Annotated in this window: 15 protein-coding genes; 4 read left to right on the top strand and 11 right to left on the bottom strand. The window is 33.2% G+C overall.

Annotation, left to right across the window (positions count from 1 at the left end):
* Positions 1-91 precede the first annotated feature (91 nt).
* Both Q4Q39_RS12225 and Q4Q39_RS12220 read left to right on the top strand, forming a co-directional pair.
* Positions 92-3,391, top strand: a complete 3,300-nt coding sequence (locus tag Q4Q39_RS12225; protein WP_303282776.1) for a TonB-dependent receptor — start codon at positions 92-94, stop codon at positions 3,389-3,391.
* A 10-nt stretch (positions 3,392-3,401) separates the two neighbouring features.
* Positions 3,402-4,877 (top strand): RagB/SusD family nutrient uptake outer membrane protein, encoded by a 1,476-nt coding sequence (locus Q4Q39_RS12220; protein WP_303282775.1) that lies wholly within the window; start codon positions 3,402-3,404, stop codon positions 4,875-4,877.
* A 356-nt stretch (positions 4,878-5,233) separates the two neighbouring features.
* Here the strand turns inward: Q4Q39_RS12220 and Q4Q39_RS12215 are convergent, their stop codons facing one another.
* Positions 5,234-5,383, bottom strand: a complete 150-nt coding sequence (locus Q4Q39_RS12215; RefSeq protein ID WP_303282774.1) for a hypothetical protein — start codon at positions 5,381-5,383, stop codon at positions 5,234-5,236.
* 21 nt (positions 5,384-5,404) lie between these two features.
* On the opposite strand from Q4Q39_RS12215, the gene Q4Q39_RS12210 reads away from it, so the two are divergent.
* Both Q4Q39_RS12210 and Q4Q39_RS12205 read left to right on the top strand, forming a co-directional pair.
* Positions 5,405-5,722 carry an IS630 transposase-related protein gene (locus Q4Q39_RS12210; protein ID WP_303282773.1) on the top strand — a complete coding sequence of 106 codons (318 nt, stop codon included), beginning with the start codon at positions 5,405-5,407 and terminating at the stop codon, positions 5,720-5,722.
* Complete coding sequence (locus Q4Q39_RS12205; RefSeq protein ID WP_345075378.1) at positions 5,688-6,245, top strand: transposase; 558 nt, start codon at positions 5,688-5,690, stop codon at positions 6,243-6,245. The genes Q4Q39_RS12210 and Q4Q39_RS12205 overlap by 35 nt, the downstream gene beginning before the upstream one ends.
* 237 nt (positions 6,246-6,482) lie before the next feature.
* On the opposite strand, the gene Q4Q39_RS12200 is transcribed toward Q4Q39_RS12205, so the two are convergent.
* The 10 genes from Q4Q39_RS12200 to panC form a co-directional block, all read right to left on the bottom strand.
* Entirely contained in the window at positions 6,483-7,139 is a 657-nt protein-coding gene (locus Q4Q39_RS12200) for a lipoprotein signal peptidase (RefSeq protein ID WP_303282772.1), read from the bottom strand.
* 66 nt (positions 7,140-7,205) lie between these two features.
* Positions 7,206-7,586, bottom strand: a complete 381-nt coding sequence (locus Q4Q39_RS12195) for a TraR/DksA family transcriptional regulator (RefSeq protein ID WP_303282771.1) — start codon at positions 7,584-7,586, stop codon at positions 7,206-7,208.
* A 4-nt stretch (positions 7,587-7,590) separates the two neighbouring features.
* Positions 7,591-11,058, bottom strand: coding sequence for an isoleucine--tRNA ligase (ileS, locus tag Q4Q39_RS12190; RefSeq protein ID WP_303282770.1), 3,468 nt, complete (start codon positions 11,056-11,058; stop codon positions 7,591-7,593).
* Between the two features lie 127 nt (positions 11,059-11,185).
* Positions 11,186-11,326: a hypothetical protein gene (locus tag Q4Q39_RS12185; RefSeq protein ID WP_303282768.1), complete on the bottom strand. Its 141-nt coding sequence runs from the start codon at positions 11,324-11,326 to the stop codon at positions 11,186-11,188.
* 233 nt (positions 11,327-11,559) lie between these two features.
* Positions 11,560-15,468, bottom strand: a complete 3,909-nt coding sequence (locus Q4Q39_RS12180) for a LamG domain-containing protein (RefSeq protein WP_303282767.1) — start codon at positions 15,466-15,468, stop codon at positions 11,560-11,562.
* Positions 15,469-15,827: 359 nt separating this feature from the next.
* On the bottom strand, positions 15,828-17,186 hold the full coding sequence (gene radA / locus Q4Q39_RS12175; protein WP_303282766.1) for a DNA repair protein RadA: 1,359 nt from the start codon (positions 17,184-17,186) through the stop codon (positions 15,828-15,830).
* A 63-nt stretch (positions 17,187-17,249) separates the two neighbouring features.
* Positions 17,250-18,398, bottom strand: a complete 1,149-nt coding sequence (locus tag Q4Q39_RS12170) for an alpha/beta hydrolase (protein WP_303282765.1) — start codon at positions 18,396-18,398, stop codon at positions 17,250-17,252.
* 76 nt (positions 18,399-18,474) lie between these two features.
* Positions 18,475-19,434, bottom strand: coding sequence for a lysylphosphatidylglycerol synthase transmembrane domain-containing protein (locus Q4Q39_RS12165; RefSeq protein WP_303282764.1), 960 nt, complete (start codon positions 19,432-19,434; stop codon positions 18,475-18,477).
* Between the two features lie 5 nt (positions 19,435-19,439).
* Positions 19,440-19,790 (bottom strand): aspartate 1-decarboxylase, encoded by a 351-nt coding sequence (gene panD / locus Q4Q39_RS12160; protein ID WP_303282763.1) that lies wholly within the window; start codon positions 19,788-19,790, stop codon positions 19,440-19,442.
* 13 nt (positions 19,791-19,803) lie between these two features.
* Complete coding sequence (panC, locus tag Q4Q39_RS12155; protein WP_303282762.1) at positions 19,804-20,655, bottom strand: pantoate--beta-alanine ligase; 852 nt, start codon at positions 20,653-20,655, stop codon at positions 19,804-19,806.
* Positions 20,656-20,761 lie beyond the last annotated feature (106 nt).

The following is a 20,761-nucleotide window of genomic DNA, read 5'->3' as shown; positions in this document are numbered from 1 at the left end:
AATTATTAAATCAAACATCCATTACAAAAGTATGAAAAACTTAAATCAAATTGGGAAATCAAGTCTTATTCCCCATAAAATCAGTCTGAAGATGAAACTGACAGTTTATCTCTTTTTTATTTCTCTCTTTCAAATTCAAGCGAGCGGTCATTCACAAAATGTAAAAGTGACATTAAATTTAAATAATGTTAGTTATCATGAAGTGTTTAGAGCCATTGAATCTCAAACAGAGTTTAATGTATTATACAATCACGCTGAATTAAATCATGAAAAACAAATATCTATAAATGTAAAGAAAACCTTATTGATTGATGTTTTAAAGCAGTTGTTTGAAAATACCAATATTGACTACAAAACTGTTGGTAAACAAATTATCTTGGTAAATAGAATTAGCACCGAAACAAAAGCCACACAAATACAAATTAAAGGTGAGGTAAAGGACGAATTTGGAAATCCGCTAATAGGTGTTAATGTTGTTGAACAAGGAACAACGAATGGTTCGGTCACAGATTTTGATGGAAACTATACTATTTCAGTGTCCAACAAAAATGCTGTTTTAAAATTTTCTTATATAGGTTTCGTGAATAAAGTAGTAACAGTAGGGGAACAAAGAACTATAAATGTTGTTTTAAAGGAAAATGTAAGCGAGCTGGAATCTGTAGTTGTTGTTGGATATGGAACTGTAAAAAAATCTGATCTTACAGGGTCTGTTTCTTCTGTAGATATTGATGAGATTGATAAAACCCAAGTACCTTCACTTGCTCAGGCCATACAAGGTAGAGCCGCAGGTATAGCTGTATCTAAAACTTCTGGACAGCCAGGTTCTACGCCTACTGTAAGAATTAGAGGAATTGGTACTGTTAATAATGCAGATCCGTTATATATCGTGGATGGTGTTCCTATCAATAACATCGCCAATATTAATTTTTCAGACGCAGAATCTGTTGAAGTACTTAAAGATGCATCTGCAACTGCAATTTATGGTTCTAGGGCTGCAAACGGGGTAATTTTAGTTACCACTAAAAAGGGAAAGAAAAATAAAGCACCACTAATTTCTTATAGCCATTACTACGGTTTTGAGCGAAAAATAGATAACCTGGATGTTTTAAATGCTGAACAATGGGCCACTTTAAATAATGAAGGAAGGACAAACGATGGCAATGCTATTAATCCAGATTTAGCAGATCCTGCTTCGTTAGAATCTTTTAATTGGAAAGATGCCGTTTACAGAACAGGTGAAGTCACTAACCACCAGTTATCTGTTACAGGAGGTACAGATAAAACGAGTTACTACTTCTCCTTCGGTCAATTCGATCAAAAAGGTATAGTAAAAAATGCTTCATTTAAACGTACTAATTTGAGAATAAATAATACCTACCAAATTAAACCAAAAATTAAATTGGGGCACAACATTCAATATACAAAAGCAAAAACAGTTGGTGTTTTAGATGGCGGTATTAACTCAAATCTTAAAACAGCATTTACTGGTTATGCCATAGATCCTGCCTCTCCTATTTTTAATGAAGACGGCACACCTGCAAGACCATTATTTTCTAATGAAATTCCTAATCCTGTAGGATCTACGATATACAATCTTTCTCCATCATCTAGAGAAGGTTTTTTAGGTAATGTTTTTATAAATATAGATCTTTTAAAAGGATTAACGTTTAGTTCTAACTATGGTTTAGAGATTAACAACGGAAAAGTAGATAATTTTCAAGAGGAATTTTTTATATCAGCAGAACAGAATCGTCCCGCCAATATATACAGGCTTAATAGATCTGAAAACAGAACATTAATATGGTTTAATACGCTAAACTATCAAACTACATTTAACGAGAAGCATGATCTTACTGCGCTATTAGGGCACGAAACACAAAAATCGAGATTTAATTCTGTTAATGCCACAAGAAGCAATATTCCCGAAGGAGTAGAAAACCCAACGCTTGATTCTGGCGCTATAGATACTGCATCAAATTCTGGTAGAATAACGCAATCTAATTTATTATCCTTCTTTGGTAGATTAAATTACAATTATGATCAACGTTATTTGCTTACAGCAACTTACAGGGCAGACGGATCTAGTCGTTTTGGATCAAATAATAATTTTGCTTATTTCCCATCATTAGCTTTTGCGTGGAATTTAAATAATGAAAAATTTTTCGATTTAGAAACTGTTAATCAAGTAAAATTTCGTGTTGGTTGGGGAGAAACAGGTAATCAGAACATTCCTAATTCAGCAATATTTAGTACTATTAGTACAAATAACAACTATGTTTTTGGAGATACCGAGTCCGCAGCTATAGGCTTAGGTCCTACCAGACCCGGAAACCCAGATTTGAAATGGGAAACAACTACAACTACTAATCTTGGTGTTGATTTAGCATTTCTTAAAAACTCTATTACATTTTCAGCAGATTACTTTATAAAAAATACTTCTGATTTATTATTGGAAACACCAATACAACGTCTTAGTGGTTTTTCTGGTAATCCTACCGTTAACGCTGGTGAAATAGAAAATAGAGGTTTCGAATTTGTAGCCAACTTTAAGAGGCAAATAGGAGACTTTAATTTTAGTATAGGTGGTAATATTTCTTTTATAGAAAACGAAGTTAAAAGTTTAGCAGACGAAGGTAGTGTAATTACATCAGGAAGAGCTGGTAACGGGTTTGTAGATTTAAGCAGAACAGAAGTAGGGCTTTCATTAGCATCTTTTTACGGGTTAGAAATGATTGGCATCTTTCAAAATCAAGATGAAATTGACAATAATGCAAGCTTACCAGGTAACCAACCGGGAGACGTAAGATATAGAGATATTGATGGTAATGGTGAAATTAATGATGATGACAGAAAAATTATCGGTTCCCCTTTGCCTGATTTTACATACGGAATAAATTTAGATCTTGCTTACAAGCAGTTTGACTTGTCTGCATTTTTTCAAGGCTCAAAAGGAAACGATATTTTTAATGCCACAGGATGGATGTTAGAAGGGTTTCTAGACTCTAATTTAAGCACTGAATTTTTGAATAGATGGACGGGAGAAGGTACTTCTAATACAGTACCTAGAGCAACTTTTGACGGATTTCCTAACAATAATTTAGCATCTAGTAGGTTTGTAGAAGACGGTTCTTACCTAAGATTAAAAAACATACAATTGGGTTATACCATTCCTAAAAGTGTTTTAAATAAAACGTTTATTTCTTTTGCACGTCTTTACGTTGCGGGTCAAAACCTGATCACCTTTACAAAATATAAAGGTTTAGATCCAGAATTAGGAATAGACAATACGCAAACACAAGACGGTAACAGAACTACTTTAGATATAGGTATTGACAGAGGAAGGTACCCGTCTTCACGAACTATTTCTTTTGGAATCGATGTTAATTTTTAAAAAAATGAAAATGAAAAAATATATTAAAAACATAGAAAAAGTAAAATATTTCTTTTGTGCTATATTGCTTACACTCACATTTTCATGTGATGATGACCTAGATCCAAAGAATTTTGGGCAACCTGTTGTGGAAGATTTTTACAAAACGCCTGAGCAGGCAGAACAGGCTTTGGTTTCTGCATATTCTTCTATGAGGGAACTGTATGGCAGCAACTTTTGGGGTACTATGGGAACCGATATTATTTTCGGGGAAATTGGTACAGACGATTTTATAAAAGGTGGAAGAACCGCTACTAATAATGCACCTTTACTAGAAAAAGAGCGGTATGCCTTCACAACTTCTAACCCCATTTTTGAGGAATTATGGAGTGTAAATTATGAAGGTATTCTTTTTGCTAATTTAGTATTGGCAAATGTGCCTAATATTGAGTTTGATGATGATGATGATAGACAACAAGAAATTTTAGCAGAAGCAAGTTTTTTACGTGCGTTATATTATTTTGATTTAGTAAATTCTTTTGGAGGCGTACCTTTAGTTGAAAGACCATTAGAAATATCAGAATTTAACCAACCAAGAGCTTCAAAAGAGGACGTTTATCAATTAATAGAAAGAGATTTACAGTTTGCTATAGATAACTTACCGTCAAGATTTAATAAAGATTCTGATTATTTAGGGCGTGCAGATAAAGGTGCTGCCCTTGGGCTTATGATGCGTGTATTATTGTATCAAAATAAAAATGATCAAATTAGGTCTTTTGGCGATCAACTATTCGCACTAAACTACTCGCTTACATCAGATTACAGTACTATTTTTCAGCCTGAAGGCGAGTGGAACTCTGGTTCTATTTTTGAGATTAACTTTGTAACAGATGCAAACGTTTTAGGAACAGGAATTCCACGAAGAGTAAACCCTAACAACAATACAGGTGGAGGATTTGTACAAGCTAAAGAGGATTTAAGAAATGAATACGAAGCAAATGACCCAAGACTTGATGCTACACTTTTCTTTAGCGATAGACCTTATGGTACAGATTGGTACGTAAGGAAATACGCCTGGGAACCATTTACCAATTACCCTAAACCAGATATTGGAGGTAATAGCAACAGCTCGAACAACGTGCGTCTTATAAGACTTTCTGACGTCTATTTAATGTATGCAGAAGCTGTTTATGATTCGGATCCTGCAACTGCTATAGACTATGTAAATAGAGTACGAAGAAGAGCGAGGGGCACACAACCAGCAACAGTTTTACCAGACTTAGACCCAACTCTTGTTGGTCAACCACTACTGGATGCCATCTATCATGAAAGACGTGTAGAATTAGCTGGAGAAGGATTTAGATTTCACGATTTGGTTAGAACAGGAAGAGCTAGTACGTTATTAGCTCCATTGGGTTTTATTGAAGGCACTCATGAAGTTGTACCGTTACCCGTTCAACAAGTAACCTTATCTAAAGGTGTGCTAATACAAAATCCTAATTATTAAAGTTTAAAAAGTTTACTTTAGTTTATTACCCAGTCATTATTTTAAAATTAATGGCTGGGTATTTTTTATATAGTTAAATCAAAATAAAATATCACATAGAGTATTGTAGACCTGTCAGGTTTTAAAAACCTGACAGGTCTTTCTAGTCGAATAAGTTTATCGTTTATCACACACTATGTCAATTAAGATTTCGCTATACTTACGAAACTGCCTATCTGTTTTTAAAGATTTCGACTATATTTAACTTGAAATAGGTTTAATTTGTTGAAAGTCAATAGTTTAAAAAAATATTATGTTAAACTCACGCTATTTTAATAACCATAGAGAGCTCTTTAAGTTTCGCATCTAAAGCATCTTCATGTAGTTGACATCCTATAATAATCGTTAATGTCTATTAAGAACGTAGTTGGTAAAAAAGACACTTTATAAGCTTTTGCAACGTTTCCATAATTTTCTTTGCCATCTGGGTCTTCATCAAATATAGTTAAATCATTATAATTTGTCATATTATTTTTGTATCTTGCTGTATGGCATATTCATTAGATTTCCGACAACAGGTATTTAAGATAAAGCAAAAAGAGGGGCTAACATTTCAAGAGTTAAGTGAAAGGTTTTCTATTCCAATAAGAACCCTTTTTAGGTGGCAAAAACGTATTGAGCCCAAAACCAAACGAAACAAGCCCTCTACCAAAATAGATATGGAAGCTTTGTCCAAAGATGTAAAAGATAACCCGGACCATTACCAATATGAGCGGGCAAAGACCTTCGGAGTTAGTCAAAGTGCTATATTTTATGCCTTAAAGCGTTTAAATATTAGTAATAAAAAAAACGCTGTTTCATCCTAAATCAGATTGGTTATCAAGATTTATTTTCCAGCTCAAGATATTTAGATATGAATTTATAGAAAAGCGAGCTATAGTCTATCTCGATAAAAGTGGGTTTGCTATGGACGCACCAAGAAGTAATGGCTATAGTTTAAAAGGGAAAAGGTGTTATGCTGGCAAGGACTGGCACGCTAGAGGTTGGGTAAATGCCATCGGAGCAATAGTAGGCTTTAATCTGTTTAATGTCTGTTTATTCGATTGTTATATAAATGCAGATGTCTTTTATGCTTGGTTAACCCAAGAGCTGCTCCCGAACATACCAAACAATGCAGTTATCGTATTGGATAATGCTGCATTCCATGAAAGAAATGATGCATTAAAAGCTATTGAGAAGGCTGGACATACTCCAGTATTCCTGCCCCCATATAGTCCAGATTTAAATCCAATTGAAAAGAAATGGGCGCAAGCAAAAAGTATTAGAAGAAAATTTGATTATACACATGATGAACTTTTTTATACGCTGATTTATGACGCTTTATTTTGATTTAGCTATAATATACCTGAAGAGTTATTCTTTATATGATCAAAAAAGAGAACTGTAGCTTACGACAACCTTCTATGATAAATTTTATAACGAAAACCAAACTTAAGATTGGATTGTGCATTTTGAGCCTAAAACTGAAATCACAGATGTTTAAGAAAATGATCCTAATTGAATTATTAATTATTGTGCAACCCCTAAAATAATCTATATTTTTTAGTCATTTACAATTAGATTTTCTTAATTATCAACTTCTTCCTTTACCTTTACTTTCTCGATATCCTTTGGAAATGCTTTCTTGTAAAAAACAATAAGCATGATAAAGCCTACGCTTATTGCCACATCTGCTACATTGAAAACAGGCTCAAAAAACGTAAAAAATTCACCTCCGTAAAACGGAACCCAATCAGGTAAATAATCATTGTATAAAGGCAAATATAGCATATCTACAACCTTACCATGAAGCAAACTATCGTAACCTCCAGCTTCTGGTAAAAATGTAGCGACTTGATTACGGCTACTATCAAATATAACACCATAAAAAACAGAATCTATTATATTGCCTAAAGCACCAGCAAATATTAAAGCTATAGCTAATATAAGAACTCTAGGGTTTTTGTTTTTTGTTGCATTATATAACCAATAACCAATAGCAAAAATGGCAAAAACCCTAAATAATGTTAATATTACTTTTGCTGTTCTATCTGATATAAATGATGTGAAATCGCTAATTTTTGTCCCCCATGCCATGCCATCATTTTCGATAAAAAATATTTTAAACCATCCAAAAACTTCAACACTATCTTGGAGTTTAAAATGGGTCTTTATATAAATTTTACTTATTTGATCAATAAGTAGGATAAGGATAATGATGAGGGTAGATTTTTTTAAGGACATAATAATGTTTAGACAAAAAAGCGCCTCGTTAAGAACCGAGACGCTTTTTTATAAATTAATTTATAATTATTGCATATTTTTAGCTTCTATACTCAATGTTGCGTGAGGTACTAATTTTAAACGCTCTTTATTAATTAGTTTTTTCGTTACACGGCAAATGCCATATGTTTTATTTTCAATTCTAATCAATGCGTTTTTAAGATCGCGAATAAATTTTTCTTGCCTAATGGCCAATTGAGAATTAGATTCTTTACTCATAACAGCACTTCCTTCATCAAATGCTTTAAAAGTAGGTGATGTATCTTCAGTTCCATTATTATGGTCGTTCATATACGCACTTTTAATAAGCTCTAAGTCATGCTGTGCTTTCTCTATTTTCTCTGTAATTAGTTTTTTAAACTCTGCTAAATCTTTATCAGAATATCTTACGTTTGCGTCTGTACTCATAATTTTAATGTTTTTGTATAAACAATTTGGTATTTACATCATCAAAAACAATTTCGATACCATTATCTAATTTATCAATAATTTCAAGTTCATTGGTTAACGTTTCCGTTTTAATATAGACCATATTTGCATTAACAGCATTTACAACATAATCATCTTTTTGAAGTCTCACATCAATTCTATCTGTTACTTCAAATCCTGAATCTTTACGTAAATTTTGTATGCGATTAATAAGTTCTCTCGCAATACCTTCTTTTCGCAAATCATCAGATATCGTAACATCTAAAGCTACAGTTAATGATCCTTCATTTGCAACTAACCAACCTTCAATATCTTGAGATGTAATCTCTACATCTTCAAGCTCTAAAGTAATATTTTTTCCATTAATTTCAACATCTAAAACACCATTTTGTTCAATTTTTTTTATATCATCAGCATTGAATGCTTTTATCGTGTTGGCTATTAGTTTCATTTCCTTACCAAAACGTGGCCCAAGCGCTTTAAAATTGGGCTTTATTTGCTTTACTAAAATATCTGAAGCTTCTTCTAAAAGCTCTACACTTTTAACATTTACTTCATGTTTTATTAACTCTGAAACAGCCAATATTTCTTCTTTTTGTTGATCATTATCAACTGGAATCATTATTTTTTGAAGTGGCTGACGTACTTTTATTTTCTCCTTAGCTCTTAACGATAAAACTAATGATGATATTGTTTGAGCGCTTTCCATTTTTCGTTCTAAACTTTTATCAATAAAGGCTTCATCATAAACAGGGAAGTTCGCTAAATGCACACTCTCAAATGATTCTTTTTGGGTCACTGAATTTAAATCTAAATACAATCTATCCATAAAAAACGGTGCAATTGGCGCTCCTAGTTTTGCAATCGTTATCATACACGTATAAAGCGTTTGGTATGCCGAAATTTTATCTTGCTCGTAATCACCTTTCCAAAAACGCCTTCTGCTTAAACGAACGAACCAGTTGCTTACATAATCTTGAGTAAAATCTGAGATAGCACGTGCTGCTTTTGTAGGTTCATAATCAGCATAAAAAGCATCCACTTTCTTTATCAATGTATGCAACTCGGACAAAATCCAACGATCAATTTCCGGTCGCTCTTCTAAAACTATGTCTGCTTCAGAATAATTAAAGTTATCTAAATTAGTATATAAAGTAAAGAAAGAATAGGTATTGTAAAGTGTTCCGAAAAACTTACGTTTCACCTCTTCTACTCCTTCTATATCGAATTTTAAATTATCCCAAGGGTTTGCGTTACTAATCATGTACCAACGCGTAGCATCGGCTCCATAATTACCTAAAGTTTCAAAAGGATCTACAGCATTCCCTAAGCGCTTCGACATTTTCTGTCCGTTCTTGTCTAACACCAATCCATTGGATACTACATTTTTATAGGCTACAGAATCAAAAACCATCGTTCCAATAGCATGTAACGTATAGAACCACCCTCTTGTTTGATCGACACCTTCTGCTATAAAATCGGCAGGAAAAACTTTCTTGTCGTTCCGAACTTGTTTCGGAGCCTCGTCATGAGAACCTGGAACAAGTTCAGGTTGACGAGAGCCATCTATAAACTCTCTATTTTCAAATGGATAATGCCATTGTGCATAAGGCATAGAACCAGAATCAAACCACACGTCAATTAAATCGCTTTCTCTGAACATTTTTTGACCTGATGCAGATACCAATACGATGTCGTCAACAATGTTTTTATGTAAATCTATCTTGGCATAATTTTCTTCAGAATTATTTCCAATTTCAAAATCTTCAAAAATATCTTTTGCTAAAACACCTGCTGAAACAGCTTTACCCATTTCAGATTTTAACTCCTCTACAGATCCAATACAAATTTCTTCTTTCCCATCTTCAGTTCTCCAAATTGGTAATGGAATTCCCCAATAACGTGAGCGTGATAAATTCCAATCGTTTGCATTCGCTAACCAATTTCCAAATCGTCCTTCACCAGTACTTTTTGGTTTCCAATTGATGGAGTTATTAAGTTCGTGCATACGATCTTTAATATCGGTTACTTTAATAAACCAAGAATCTAAAGGATAATATAGAATGGGTTTATCTGTTCTCCAACAGTTTGGATAGCTGTGCTTATATTTCTCAACCTTAAAGGCTTTATTTTCTTCTTTTAATTTAATGGCAATCTCTACGTCAATAGAACGTTCTGGTGCTTCGCCATCATTATAGTACTCATTCTTCACATACTTACCTGCGTATTCTCCCATTTCTGGTCTAAAACGTCCTTGCAAATCTACAAGCGGCACCAAATTATCATGTTCATCTTTTACCAGCATAGGTGGTACTTCTGGTGTCGCTTGTTTTGCTACCAAGGCATCATCGGCTCCAAAAGTAGGTGCTGTATGTACAATTCCTGTACCATCTTCTGTTGTTACGAAATCTCCAGAAATGATTCTAAAAGCATTTTCCGGATTATCATTTGGCAATGCATAAGGCAACAACTGTTCGTAAGTAATACCTACTAAATCTTTCCCTACAAATTCTTTAACAACATAAAAAGGAATTTTTTTATCTCCCGATTTATAGTTTAATAATTCAGATTTATCTTCAACTTGATTAAATTTTCCAGAAAACTGATAGTTAACTAGTTTCTTAGCTAAAACAACATTGATGGGTTCGAACGTATATTGATTATATGTTTCAACTAATACATAATCAATTTTTGGCCCAACGGTTAATGCTGTATTACTTGGTAATGTCCATGGTGTGGTTGTCCAAGCCATAAAATAAATATCACCTTCATTTTGTAAAAAGTCTGGTAACGAATCTTGATTTGCTTTAAATTGAGCAACTACTGTGGTATCGGTTACATCTTGATACGTTCCTGGTTGGTTTAATTCATGTGAGCTTAACCCTGTACCTGCTTTTGGTGAATAAGGCTGTATGGTATAGCCTTTGTAAAGCAAGGTTTTATTATAAATTTGCTTTAGCAACCACCAAACACTCTCCATGTATTTAGGATCGTAGGTAATATACGGGTCGTCCATATCTACCCAATAGCCCATTTTTTGTGTTAGGTCATTCCATACGTCTGTATAACGCATTACGGCTTTACGACATGCTGCATTATAATCTTCTACCGAAATTGTTTTCCCTATATCTTCCTTGGTAATACCTAATTCTTTTTCAACACCTAACTCAATAGGTAAGCCATGAGTATCCCAACCTGCTTTACGCTTTACTTGGTAGCCTTTCATGGTTTTATAACGTGGAAAAATATCTTTAATAGCACGTGCTAAAACGTGGTGTACTCCAGGAAGTCCATTTGCAGACGGTGGCCCTTCATAAAATACATAAGGTTCCTTACCTTCTCTGGTAGAAACACTTTTCTCAAAGATGTTATTTTCTTGCCAATATTGTAGTATCTCTTTTGCTACATTTGGTAAGTCAAGTCCTTTATATTCAGGAAATTTAGTGCTCATTTACGCTTTATTCTAATAAGGAAGCGAATTTAAGGAATTTTGAGAAAAAAGTAAGATTAAAAATGATTTTTGATAATCGAAAAATCTTATCTCAATATTCTTATGTTACTATTTCTATTTTGAAAGGTTATTCTTCTTTAAAATGGCTTCTACTGTTTTTGAAATTGGAAGTACTTGAAGTAAAGTTTTTAGTGCCTCGTTTACAGCTTTCATTTTTTTTATTGGCATTACCCAATAAATCAAAATAACGACTATAAATGTTAGACAAAAAGTCAAAATTATATTTTCCATTGTTTAAGTGCTGTTAATGAAGACAAAGTTAAATCATTAAACACTGACATATAAGCCTTTCCTCTTTAAATTACTCACCAGTCTTTAACATTTTAACTGTTAATAACTCATTACTTTTATCTGCTGTAAAAATGTCTTGAAATTCTTTATAAACAAAAAGAGCCAAAATAAATATTTTGACTCTTTTATTACTCTTATAAAAAAACTAAACTAATTAAAAACAATTTTTTTGGTTAATACCTCATTCGTTTCTGTTCTCAAGCATACAATATAGGCTCCTGTTGATATATTGTTAAATTTAAATCCATTTTCTAATCGATCTGTCGAGACGTTTTCAACTTCTAAAACGGTCTGTCCTCTCATGCTAATTAATGCCAACTTTTTAACTCCACTTGTTAGCTTTTTAGCATACAGTGTATTTGTTCTGTTTTGATAATAAACATAATTCTCGGTAAATGTCGCTTCTTCTGCACTCAAGGTGTTAGCTTCATTTTGAAAAACGATCTCAAACCTGTTATTAAACTTCCCTTGTTCTGAACTAAAACTGTATACTTCTTTAGTCGTTAATTCAAAATAAACGCCCGTTAGGTTATCTCTTAAATAGATATCTTGGTCTGCTATGTTCTCTGTTTCGGTTATTCGTATTTCAAAGGAATTATCTCCTGATGATTTAAAGTTTAACGGCACTACTTTATCAGGAGTAATGGCACTATATGCTTGCATATTCATATTCTTGCCTTCTAAACTTAAATTAAAATCATTATTTGTAGATTCATCGCATTCTGTATCGTACCCATAATCGAATCCGTCTGTGGTGGTGTCGCTAAAACCTAGAAGGAGCTCTCTTCTTGTTGCTGGTCCAGATGTTGAATTAAACTCTAATCGGATTTTTTGCATCACATTGCTATCACCAGTTTCTTTGCTCTCTATTGAGCTGCTACTTTTCTTAGATTTTGTACTTGATTTTAAAAATGAAGACCCATTATTATACGTACCGTCTGCATCAGATTCTTTTATAAATACCCGCTGACTGTTATTAAATTCCACGGTCCCATCTGCTATAATTTCTGTAATAAATCCTTGTCCTACGGGAAGATACCTTGATGGTGTTATTGTTCCATCTTGTTCCCCATTGTGAGCACCTTCTATTCCAACAAACTGATAGGCTCTTACAGATCCTAGCTTGTTTACCTGCGCGTAGCCTCCTTTGTACTCATTTAAAACATGTGAATCTCCTGCCCATTGTTGCCATAATTGTAAGGTGCCATCTATAACACCTGCATTATCGTCTATGAATTTATGGATATCCAATGCCGATGGATACGGGTTTCCTAGTAGGTATTCGGTTTTTGATACCGATGTTACTGATCCCGGACCTCCTACATCGATTGCATTTACCAGTATCGTGCCATTATTTGGCTTTCCTTCAAATATATATTGTTGCTCCAATCCAGCATTGCCTGTTCCTTTTTGCGTATAGCCTACACCGACTTCCAGTCCTGTATTTGGTGAAAGTGATGCCCAATCCCAATAGGTCAATCCATTTTTAAAAGTATACAACCAATAGGTACTTATCTTTCCTACTTCGTCATAAGACGTCGTAAAAGAAAAATTAACTCCAGATTCATCTTTTATCGTGTTTAAACTGAACGGGGTATTGTTAGGGTTATTTGTGGAGCCATTGTTATCTATTAAGCTTGTGGCACCTACCGCACCTACTGGGGACGACCAATAGTTATACCTATATACATTGGAGGTTCCTTCTTGGCGTCTTAAAATTTTACCCGTAGCTGAGGTCACCAAATCACTATGCTCCGTCTGAATTAATTGGCAATCATCTTCCAAATCCAAAGTCCCGTTTAATTCTAAATACCAAGAGTTTTCAATAAGATTCTCACTGTGAACCGTAAAAGTATTCCCTGTATCAATTATTAAGCCTGCCGTTTTAATTGGGTGACATGCCGATACATTACTTGCTATTTTTATAATACACCAATCTTTATTATTAGCTGTATTTTCAATATCCCAAACATCTCCATGTTGCCATGTTGATTGTGTTGTCCAACTACCGTTATTTGAAGAAACATAAGGCATTGGAGCTGTTTGATCTTGAATGGTAGTAATATAATTTATATATAATTCTTTATCATAACTTGAATAATCTGAAGTCGTCCCTTTTTTAATATTCGTCATTGGGTAATAGGCTATCAAATTTGTCCAAGGTACAGTATTACTTGTAGATGTGTCCTCAATATCTTTTCCCACAATAGATCCTATAGTATTCCCTGAATTATTTTCAATTTCTTGATACACCATCTTTTTTAATTGTTCGGAAGTTAACACAACGTCAAAGACTCTTACCTCATCAATGTCTCCTTTAAAGTATTCTTTATCAACTATGACATCATTGGAAAATCTACCAATTTCAAAATTTCCGTTAGCGTCTTCAGTATTCTCAATAGCAGCTCCTGTACTTGCAACATTTGTGGAACTTAATAATGTTCCATCAACAAATAACTGCATCAATCCTGTAGAACTAGTATACGTTGCGGCTAAATGATGCCATTCATCAAAATTAATAGCACTACAACTTATAGTCTCTTGTGAGTTTCCAACCGTTTTAGTAGTAAATGATGGCGTATTTCCATTTTGTAACCATAATTTACAACCTGTATCTTCTCCCAGAATAGTCATATTAGTAGCGTTTCCGGAATCAGATTTTATCCAAGCCATTATTGTTACATTATCTAACCCATCTATAAATGATGTTCTGGATAAATAATCATCTATCCCATCAAAATCTATAGAAGCAATTGTTGGCGGGTTAATATCAAATAAATCTCTATAATCTAAATCCCCTCCTAAAGTGGCATCGCTATCAACATCACCAAAAGAATTTGTAAGATCGGTAACATCTCCTGTAGTTACTTCATCATTAACATCCAGAAAACCAGTTACCGAATCAAAGTTATCATCTAGGCCATCATTATCAATGTCGATGCTGTTAAGTGTATTTGCCTGACCATTTTCTTGAATATCCGGTGTGCCATCATTATCGGTATCGCTATCTAAATAATCTTTTAATCCATCACCGTCTGTATCTTCTAATTGGTTTAAATCGGTACCTCCCATAGCAGACTCATAAACATCATCTAAACCATTATTATTAGCATCTGTAATACTACTACTCACATTACTTGGTGGGATATATCCAATTGTAGGCTGTGCTTCCACATTATCTGGAATACCGTCATTATCACTATCAATATCAACTGTATCTAAAAGAAGATCATCATCAAAATCGCATTTAGAACTTACTCCAAAGTTTGTTAATCTTATCCAAGTAAAAGTATCTGTTCCTGTTGCTCCATATAATAAATCTACATGAGAAAATTTATCAAACTCCATGTATAAATAGAAATCTGGATCATCTCCATGTGTTCCTCCATCATCTGGTTCATACTCCCAATCTGAATTTGGAGCTACTATGGTCGGGTCTAAACGATATAGGTTATAACCCAAAGGGTCGGGTCCGTTTGCAAAACCTGCTTGTTCTAAATTTGTTGTAGCACTTAAATATGGGGTTACTGTTGATGTTACTGTTGAAGGATTAAATCCTGCTATTTCTGTAAAATCTGAGCCATATGATGTATCTATATCTCTTAACTCTAAAATAATGTCGTATAAAACTGCTGGTGTACCAATAGGATTTAAAGGTGTTGCACTTCCAGCTTCAACCAGATCAAATGAATATGATACATAATCATCACTACTGGAATCAAATGTACTCACCCTCAATTCGTTATTACAATCTACTGTATACGAACCATTAATGTTTATTATGGTTAAAATAATGTCGTAGTATTTATTTTGATAAAAAAGAGCATTTGAGTACACTACCTTTTCTCCAGCCTTAACATCATACAAATCTGTAGCTGTTAGTAATGATGCATTGTTAAATTGAATAGATGCTGAACATTCGTAAGTATCTATAATACCATCATTATCATCATCTATATCAACAGAATCATCTATACCGTCTCCATCCGAATCTTGTGCAAAAGAATAATTATACACAAATAAAGCCATAAACAGGCTGAAAAGTAGTTTTGTTTTCATAATTAATAGATTTGGGTAGATCTAAATTATCTTACAATCAAATAGTTATATATTTTTCTCGTTAAAATTTAAAATTTTTCTATCAAATACAATAACATCGACGAAATGCATACTAATTGGTATACAGTCATTAAAGTATTGCACAGTTATTTGTAATAAAATTAAAATTACTGTTGAGGGAAAAATGCTTCAATTACAAAATCACTGGTTAGAAATCATTAATTTTATGATTTAGTGTTAAATACCCTACAATATTAATTCAAAAAATCGACAAAAACTAAAAAAAATCAGATAAAATACATTAAATGTTCGATGAAGCGTATATTTTATGCTTTTAAGGGGATTAAAATTGCTAAAAATCAAATAAGAATACCAACTAAATCTTCAATTTTAGAGATAAGTTGAATTTTAATCACGGTGTTTTTCAGTGAAATTTTATTGTATTTTGACACAAAAATAGAGGAGAATCCCAATTTTTCGGCTTCTAAAATACGCTGTTCTACACGCTGTACAGGACGAATCTCTCCAGAGAGGCCAACCTCTGCAGCAAAACAAAAATCTTTTTGTAGTGCCGTATCTTCATTAGAGGACAATATAGCAGCCACAACAGCCAAATCAATAGCAGGGTCATCAACCGTAATGCCTCCGGTTATATTTAAAAACACATCTTTTGCCCCTAACCGGAATCCAGCACGTTTTTCTAAAACTGCTAATAACATATTAAGGCGCTTAGCATTAAACCCCGTAGCACTACGTTGAGGCGTTCCATAAACTGCTGTACTTACTAAAGCCTGTACTTCTATCATTAATGGCCGCATGCCTTCTAAGGTTGCTGCTATGGCATTTCCAGATAATTCTTCATCTTTTTTAGAAATTAAAATCTCCGACGGATTGGTCACCTCTCGAAGCCCAGAACCTTGCATTTCATATATACCCAGTTCATTGGTAGAACCAAAACGGTTTTTATGAGCTCTTAAAATTCTAAATACATGATTACGATCTCCCTCAAATTGCAACACGGTATCTACCATGTGTTCCAATATTTTTGGGCCTGCAATATGCCCATCCTTAGTAATATGTCCAATCAATAAAACAGGGGTAGCTGTTTCTTTTGCAAATTTTATAAGCTCTGTGGTACATTCTTTAATCTGTGAAATACTTCCTGAAGAAGATTCAATATAATCACTATGCAAAGTCTGTATAGAGTCAATTATAACAATATCTGGTTGAAGCGCAGCGATTTGTTTGAATATATTTTGCGTTTTGGTTTCTGTTAGAATATAACAGTTATTATTATTTGGGTTAACACGTTCAGCACGCATTTTTATTTGTTTCTGACTTTCTTCACCAGAAACATATAAGGTTTTATATGGTAATTTTAACGAAATTTGAAGTAAGAGCGTACTCTTACCAATGCCTGGTTCTCCTCCCAACAACGTTAAAGACCCAGGTACTATGCCTCCACCTAGTACGCGATTAAATTCCCCATCGTAGGTATTTAGTCTTGGTTCTTTAGAAACATCTATATCCTTTATACGTAATGGAACAGATGCTTTCTTTGTTGTAGATGTTGGGGTTTTCCAATCATTCTTTTCTGGCTTTTGAATAACTTCTTCAACAATGGTATTCCACTCTTTGCAGGCATTGCATTGTCCTTGCCATTTTGCATATTGAGTACCACAGTTTTGACAAAAAAAAGTCGTTTTTACTTTTGCCATTATATCACTTGAATTTTAAAATTACGTATGAGCAAAATGAACTATTCTAAAAGTTATCTAATGTTAATAACCAAAATCTTCTTTAATTAAATCTATTTTCTCAATTAGTAAATCTTTTGAAATACCCGCAATTTCTTTTAAGGTATAAGCTGTTTGATACGTACGCATAGCTTTTTTTGGCTCTCCCATTTCCTCATAAAAACGAGCTAAATAATAACCTCCTAAAAGCGTATCTGGATATTGATCCCGAGCCATTTTACCTAACGCTTCATAATATTCAAACTGTTCTGTTTTTTCAATAGCTGCCGAAATTGCTTTAAAATCATTAATTAGAACTTTCTTTTTTATTCCAAGCAAATCATTAATTGTTTGATATTTCTCAACCAAATAGTCTACTGGAGATGTTTCTAATTCAAGGATGGTTTCTTTATATTCTTTTTTACTAATAGGCTGAAAGACTTTAAAAATATTTTCAAAGGCATTTGGCAACGCATATAAAGGAACTGAATAATGAGAAGGTGTTTCGAAACTATTAAAACTATAAAGTAAATTCTCATTTTCTATAGCTGAAAGATCTTTATTGAGTACATCAGTCATCTTCTTTATAGAACCAAGATCATTTTTAGTATTTGCTAAGTAATAGTATGTTTTAGACTCCAATTTACTTAAACGTTCTGGAAGATAGTCTAGCATATTTGGAGCTAATTCTGGACTAATTGCAATATAAGCTTGAAATAGAGGTTGAGATTTTAGTAAGTAATAATTAATAAAATTAGCTGTTTCTCCATGTCCGACTGCTATTCTAAAATTAGCTGTCCTATATTTTTTTTCTATATATGGAATAAGTTCTAAGCCTATAAACTCATAAAAAGCGGCTCCTGTTTCAATTGGTAAGGAATTTTGCTCTGAATACAAACAATCGTCAAATCGTTTATCAACCTGATTAATCCCCACAATAATGGACTCTGGCATATCTTCCCAATAGGAGTAATAATCTACATTACCAGCAACAGCTTCAAACATATAATCCCCATCTAGCACTACAAATAACGGATAGGTTTTATCTGTATTAGTTTTATAACCCCTTGGTAACTGAATTTTTAATTGACGATCTTCTCCTAATTTATAAGATTGAAAGGTTTCGTATTTAACTTGCGCTCCTAGGTTTAAAGAAACAAAAAGTAATAAAAAGAAAACAACTGCTTTTTTCATTTTTAAATGATTTGAGTTTTAATATTGGCAAGGTAATAAATAAGGCATAACAATTCAAACAGACCGCAATCGAAATCTATTTAGACTTTACTCTATTGTAAATAGGCAGATAAATTAATGACAGTCCTCCAAAAACAATAATCATGAGGGTTTGCGATGCCCACATAATCCAACCAAAAGCGATACTTGGCTCTTCAGCAATTCCAAATATTGAAAAAGCCGCATAAATAGCTAAAGGATAAGACCCTATACCTCCATTTGTAGCTGCAATACTAAAGCTTGCAGAAATAAAACCTATTAGAATGGCTCCCATTGAAATACCATGTAGATCTCCTATAGAAAAAGATGTTACATAAAACATAAGCACATACATGCCCCAAATAAAAAGTGTATGAAAAATAAATGCCCATTTTTTTTTCATTTTAAAAATGCTAAGGGCACCTTCTACTAATCCATTAATAAATGTTCTAATTTTTAAAGCTATTTTAGACTCACTATTTTTTATATATCTTAAAAAGAAAAATAATAACAAAAGTCCAATAGCCAACGCAATTATAATTTTTATAGGATTAAATTTTTCAACTAAAAAGCCGTATATAAACTCAAATTGAAGGAAAAGCGTCATAGTGATTATACCCAACATAACTATCATATCTGCGATACGTTCGGCAACAATAGTCCCAAAACCTTTTTCAAAAGGGACATCTTCGTAATTAGTAAGTATAGAAGCTCTAGCAACTTCTCCTGCTCTAGGTATCGTATAATTTATTAAATAGGTAGCAAATACAGCCATTACACTATTCCCTAATTTAATATTATAGCCCATTGGTTCTAGTTGAAAACGCCAACGGTATGCACGAGACAAATGACTTAAAAGCCCTAAAAACATACCCGAAATTATCCAGGTGTAGTCTGCGTTTTTGGCATAAACTAATAATTCTTCAACAGACACTTTAGACAATGAATACCAGACCAAAAAAACTCCCAGTAGTAATGGGAGCGTAATTTTTAGTATTCTTTTTATCTTGTGGTTCAAAACCTCTATTTTAATAAGTTGGTAGCTTCATCAGGGAATACTAAAGACGGCTTAAAACTTTTAGCTTCTTCAATATCCATAAAAGCATAAGTAATTAAAATTAACGTATCTCCAACCGAAACTTTTCTAGCGGCTGCTCCATTAAGTGTAATTTCACCACTCCCACGTGGTCCTGGTATACAATATGTTTCTAAACGTTCGCCATTATCATTATTAACAATTTGAACTTTTTCACCTTGTATAATATTGGCAGCCCCCATTAGATCTTCATCAATAGTGATACTACCTATATAATTGAGTTCAGCACCTGTGCATTTTACTCTATGAATCTTAGATTTTACTACTTGAATTTGCATGTGGCAAAGATAATTAATTTAACGCGATATTATCAATAAGTCTAATATCATCTGCATATACAGCTATAAATGCTCTATATGATTTTTTGCTTGATTTTCGCTTAACTGGTTTTAACGTTTCAGCATCAGCAATTATAATATATTCCAGTTCTAACAAATTATGCATAGAAAACCGATTTGCAACCCATTTCACCACTTCATTAGCACTATTTGTGCCAAAATGCTTTTTAGCTGCAATTAAAGTTTTATAAATAAAAGGGGCCGCTTCTTTATACTCAGGTTTTAGTCGTGTATTTCGAGAACTCATCGCTAAACCACTAGGTTCACGATGAATTTTACATCCAACTACATTAACTGGAATATGAAATTTATCCACTAGTTTTTTTATAATCTGTAATTGTTGAAAATCTTTCTCTCCAAAATAGGCATTATGGGGTTTTACTATGTCGAAAAAACGTTTTACAATTGTGCCAACACCATCAAAATGTCCATTGCGAAATTTACCTTCCATTTCAAACTCTAAACCATCAAAATCAAAATTTTGAGACACCGTTTTCCCTTCATAAATATCATCTACCGTAGGCGCATAAACTATGATGTTGTTTTTACTAACCGTTTTTAGTAAATCCATATCGCGCTCAAGTGTTCTTGGATATTTTTCTAGGTCTTCTTTGTTATCAAATTGAGTAGGATTTACAAAAATACTAACAATCACTTTATCATTATTATCCAAAGCTTTTTTAACTAATTGTAAATGCCCTTCATGCAAAGCACCCATTGTAGGAACCAACCCTAATGTTAGTCCTTTTGTCTTTAAAGCATCAATAGCTGCCGTAATTTGTTGTTTTTCTGAGTAAAATTCCACTTTTTAATAAAAAATTAACGCGTGCAAACTTAAGATTTTACAACCAATTTGCATAAAATTTTGTACTTTTGCGTGTTTTTTATTTTGAATTTCTAAAAGCTATACT

The organism is Flavivirga amylovorans, from assembly GCF_030540875.1.
Lineage (GTDB): Bacteria > Bacteroidota > Bacteroidia > Flavobacteriales > Flavobacteriaceae > Flavivirga > Flavivirga amylovorans.
Note: the sequence above shows the minus strand (reverse complement) of the source record. Positions and strands in the feature narration are given on the sequence as shown.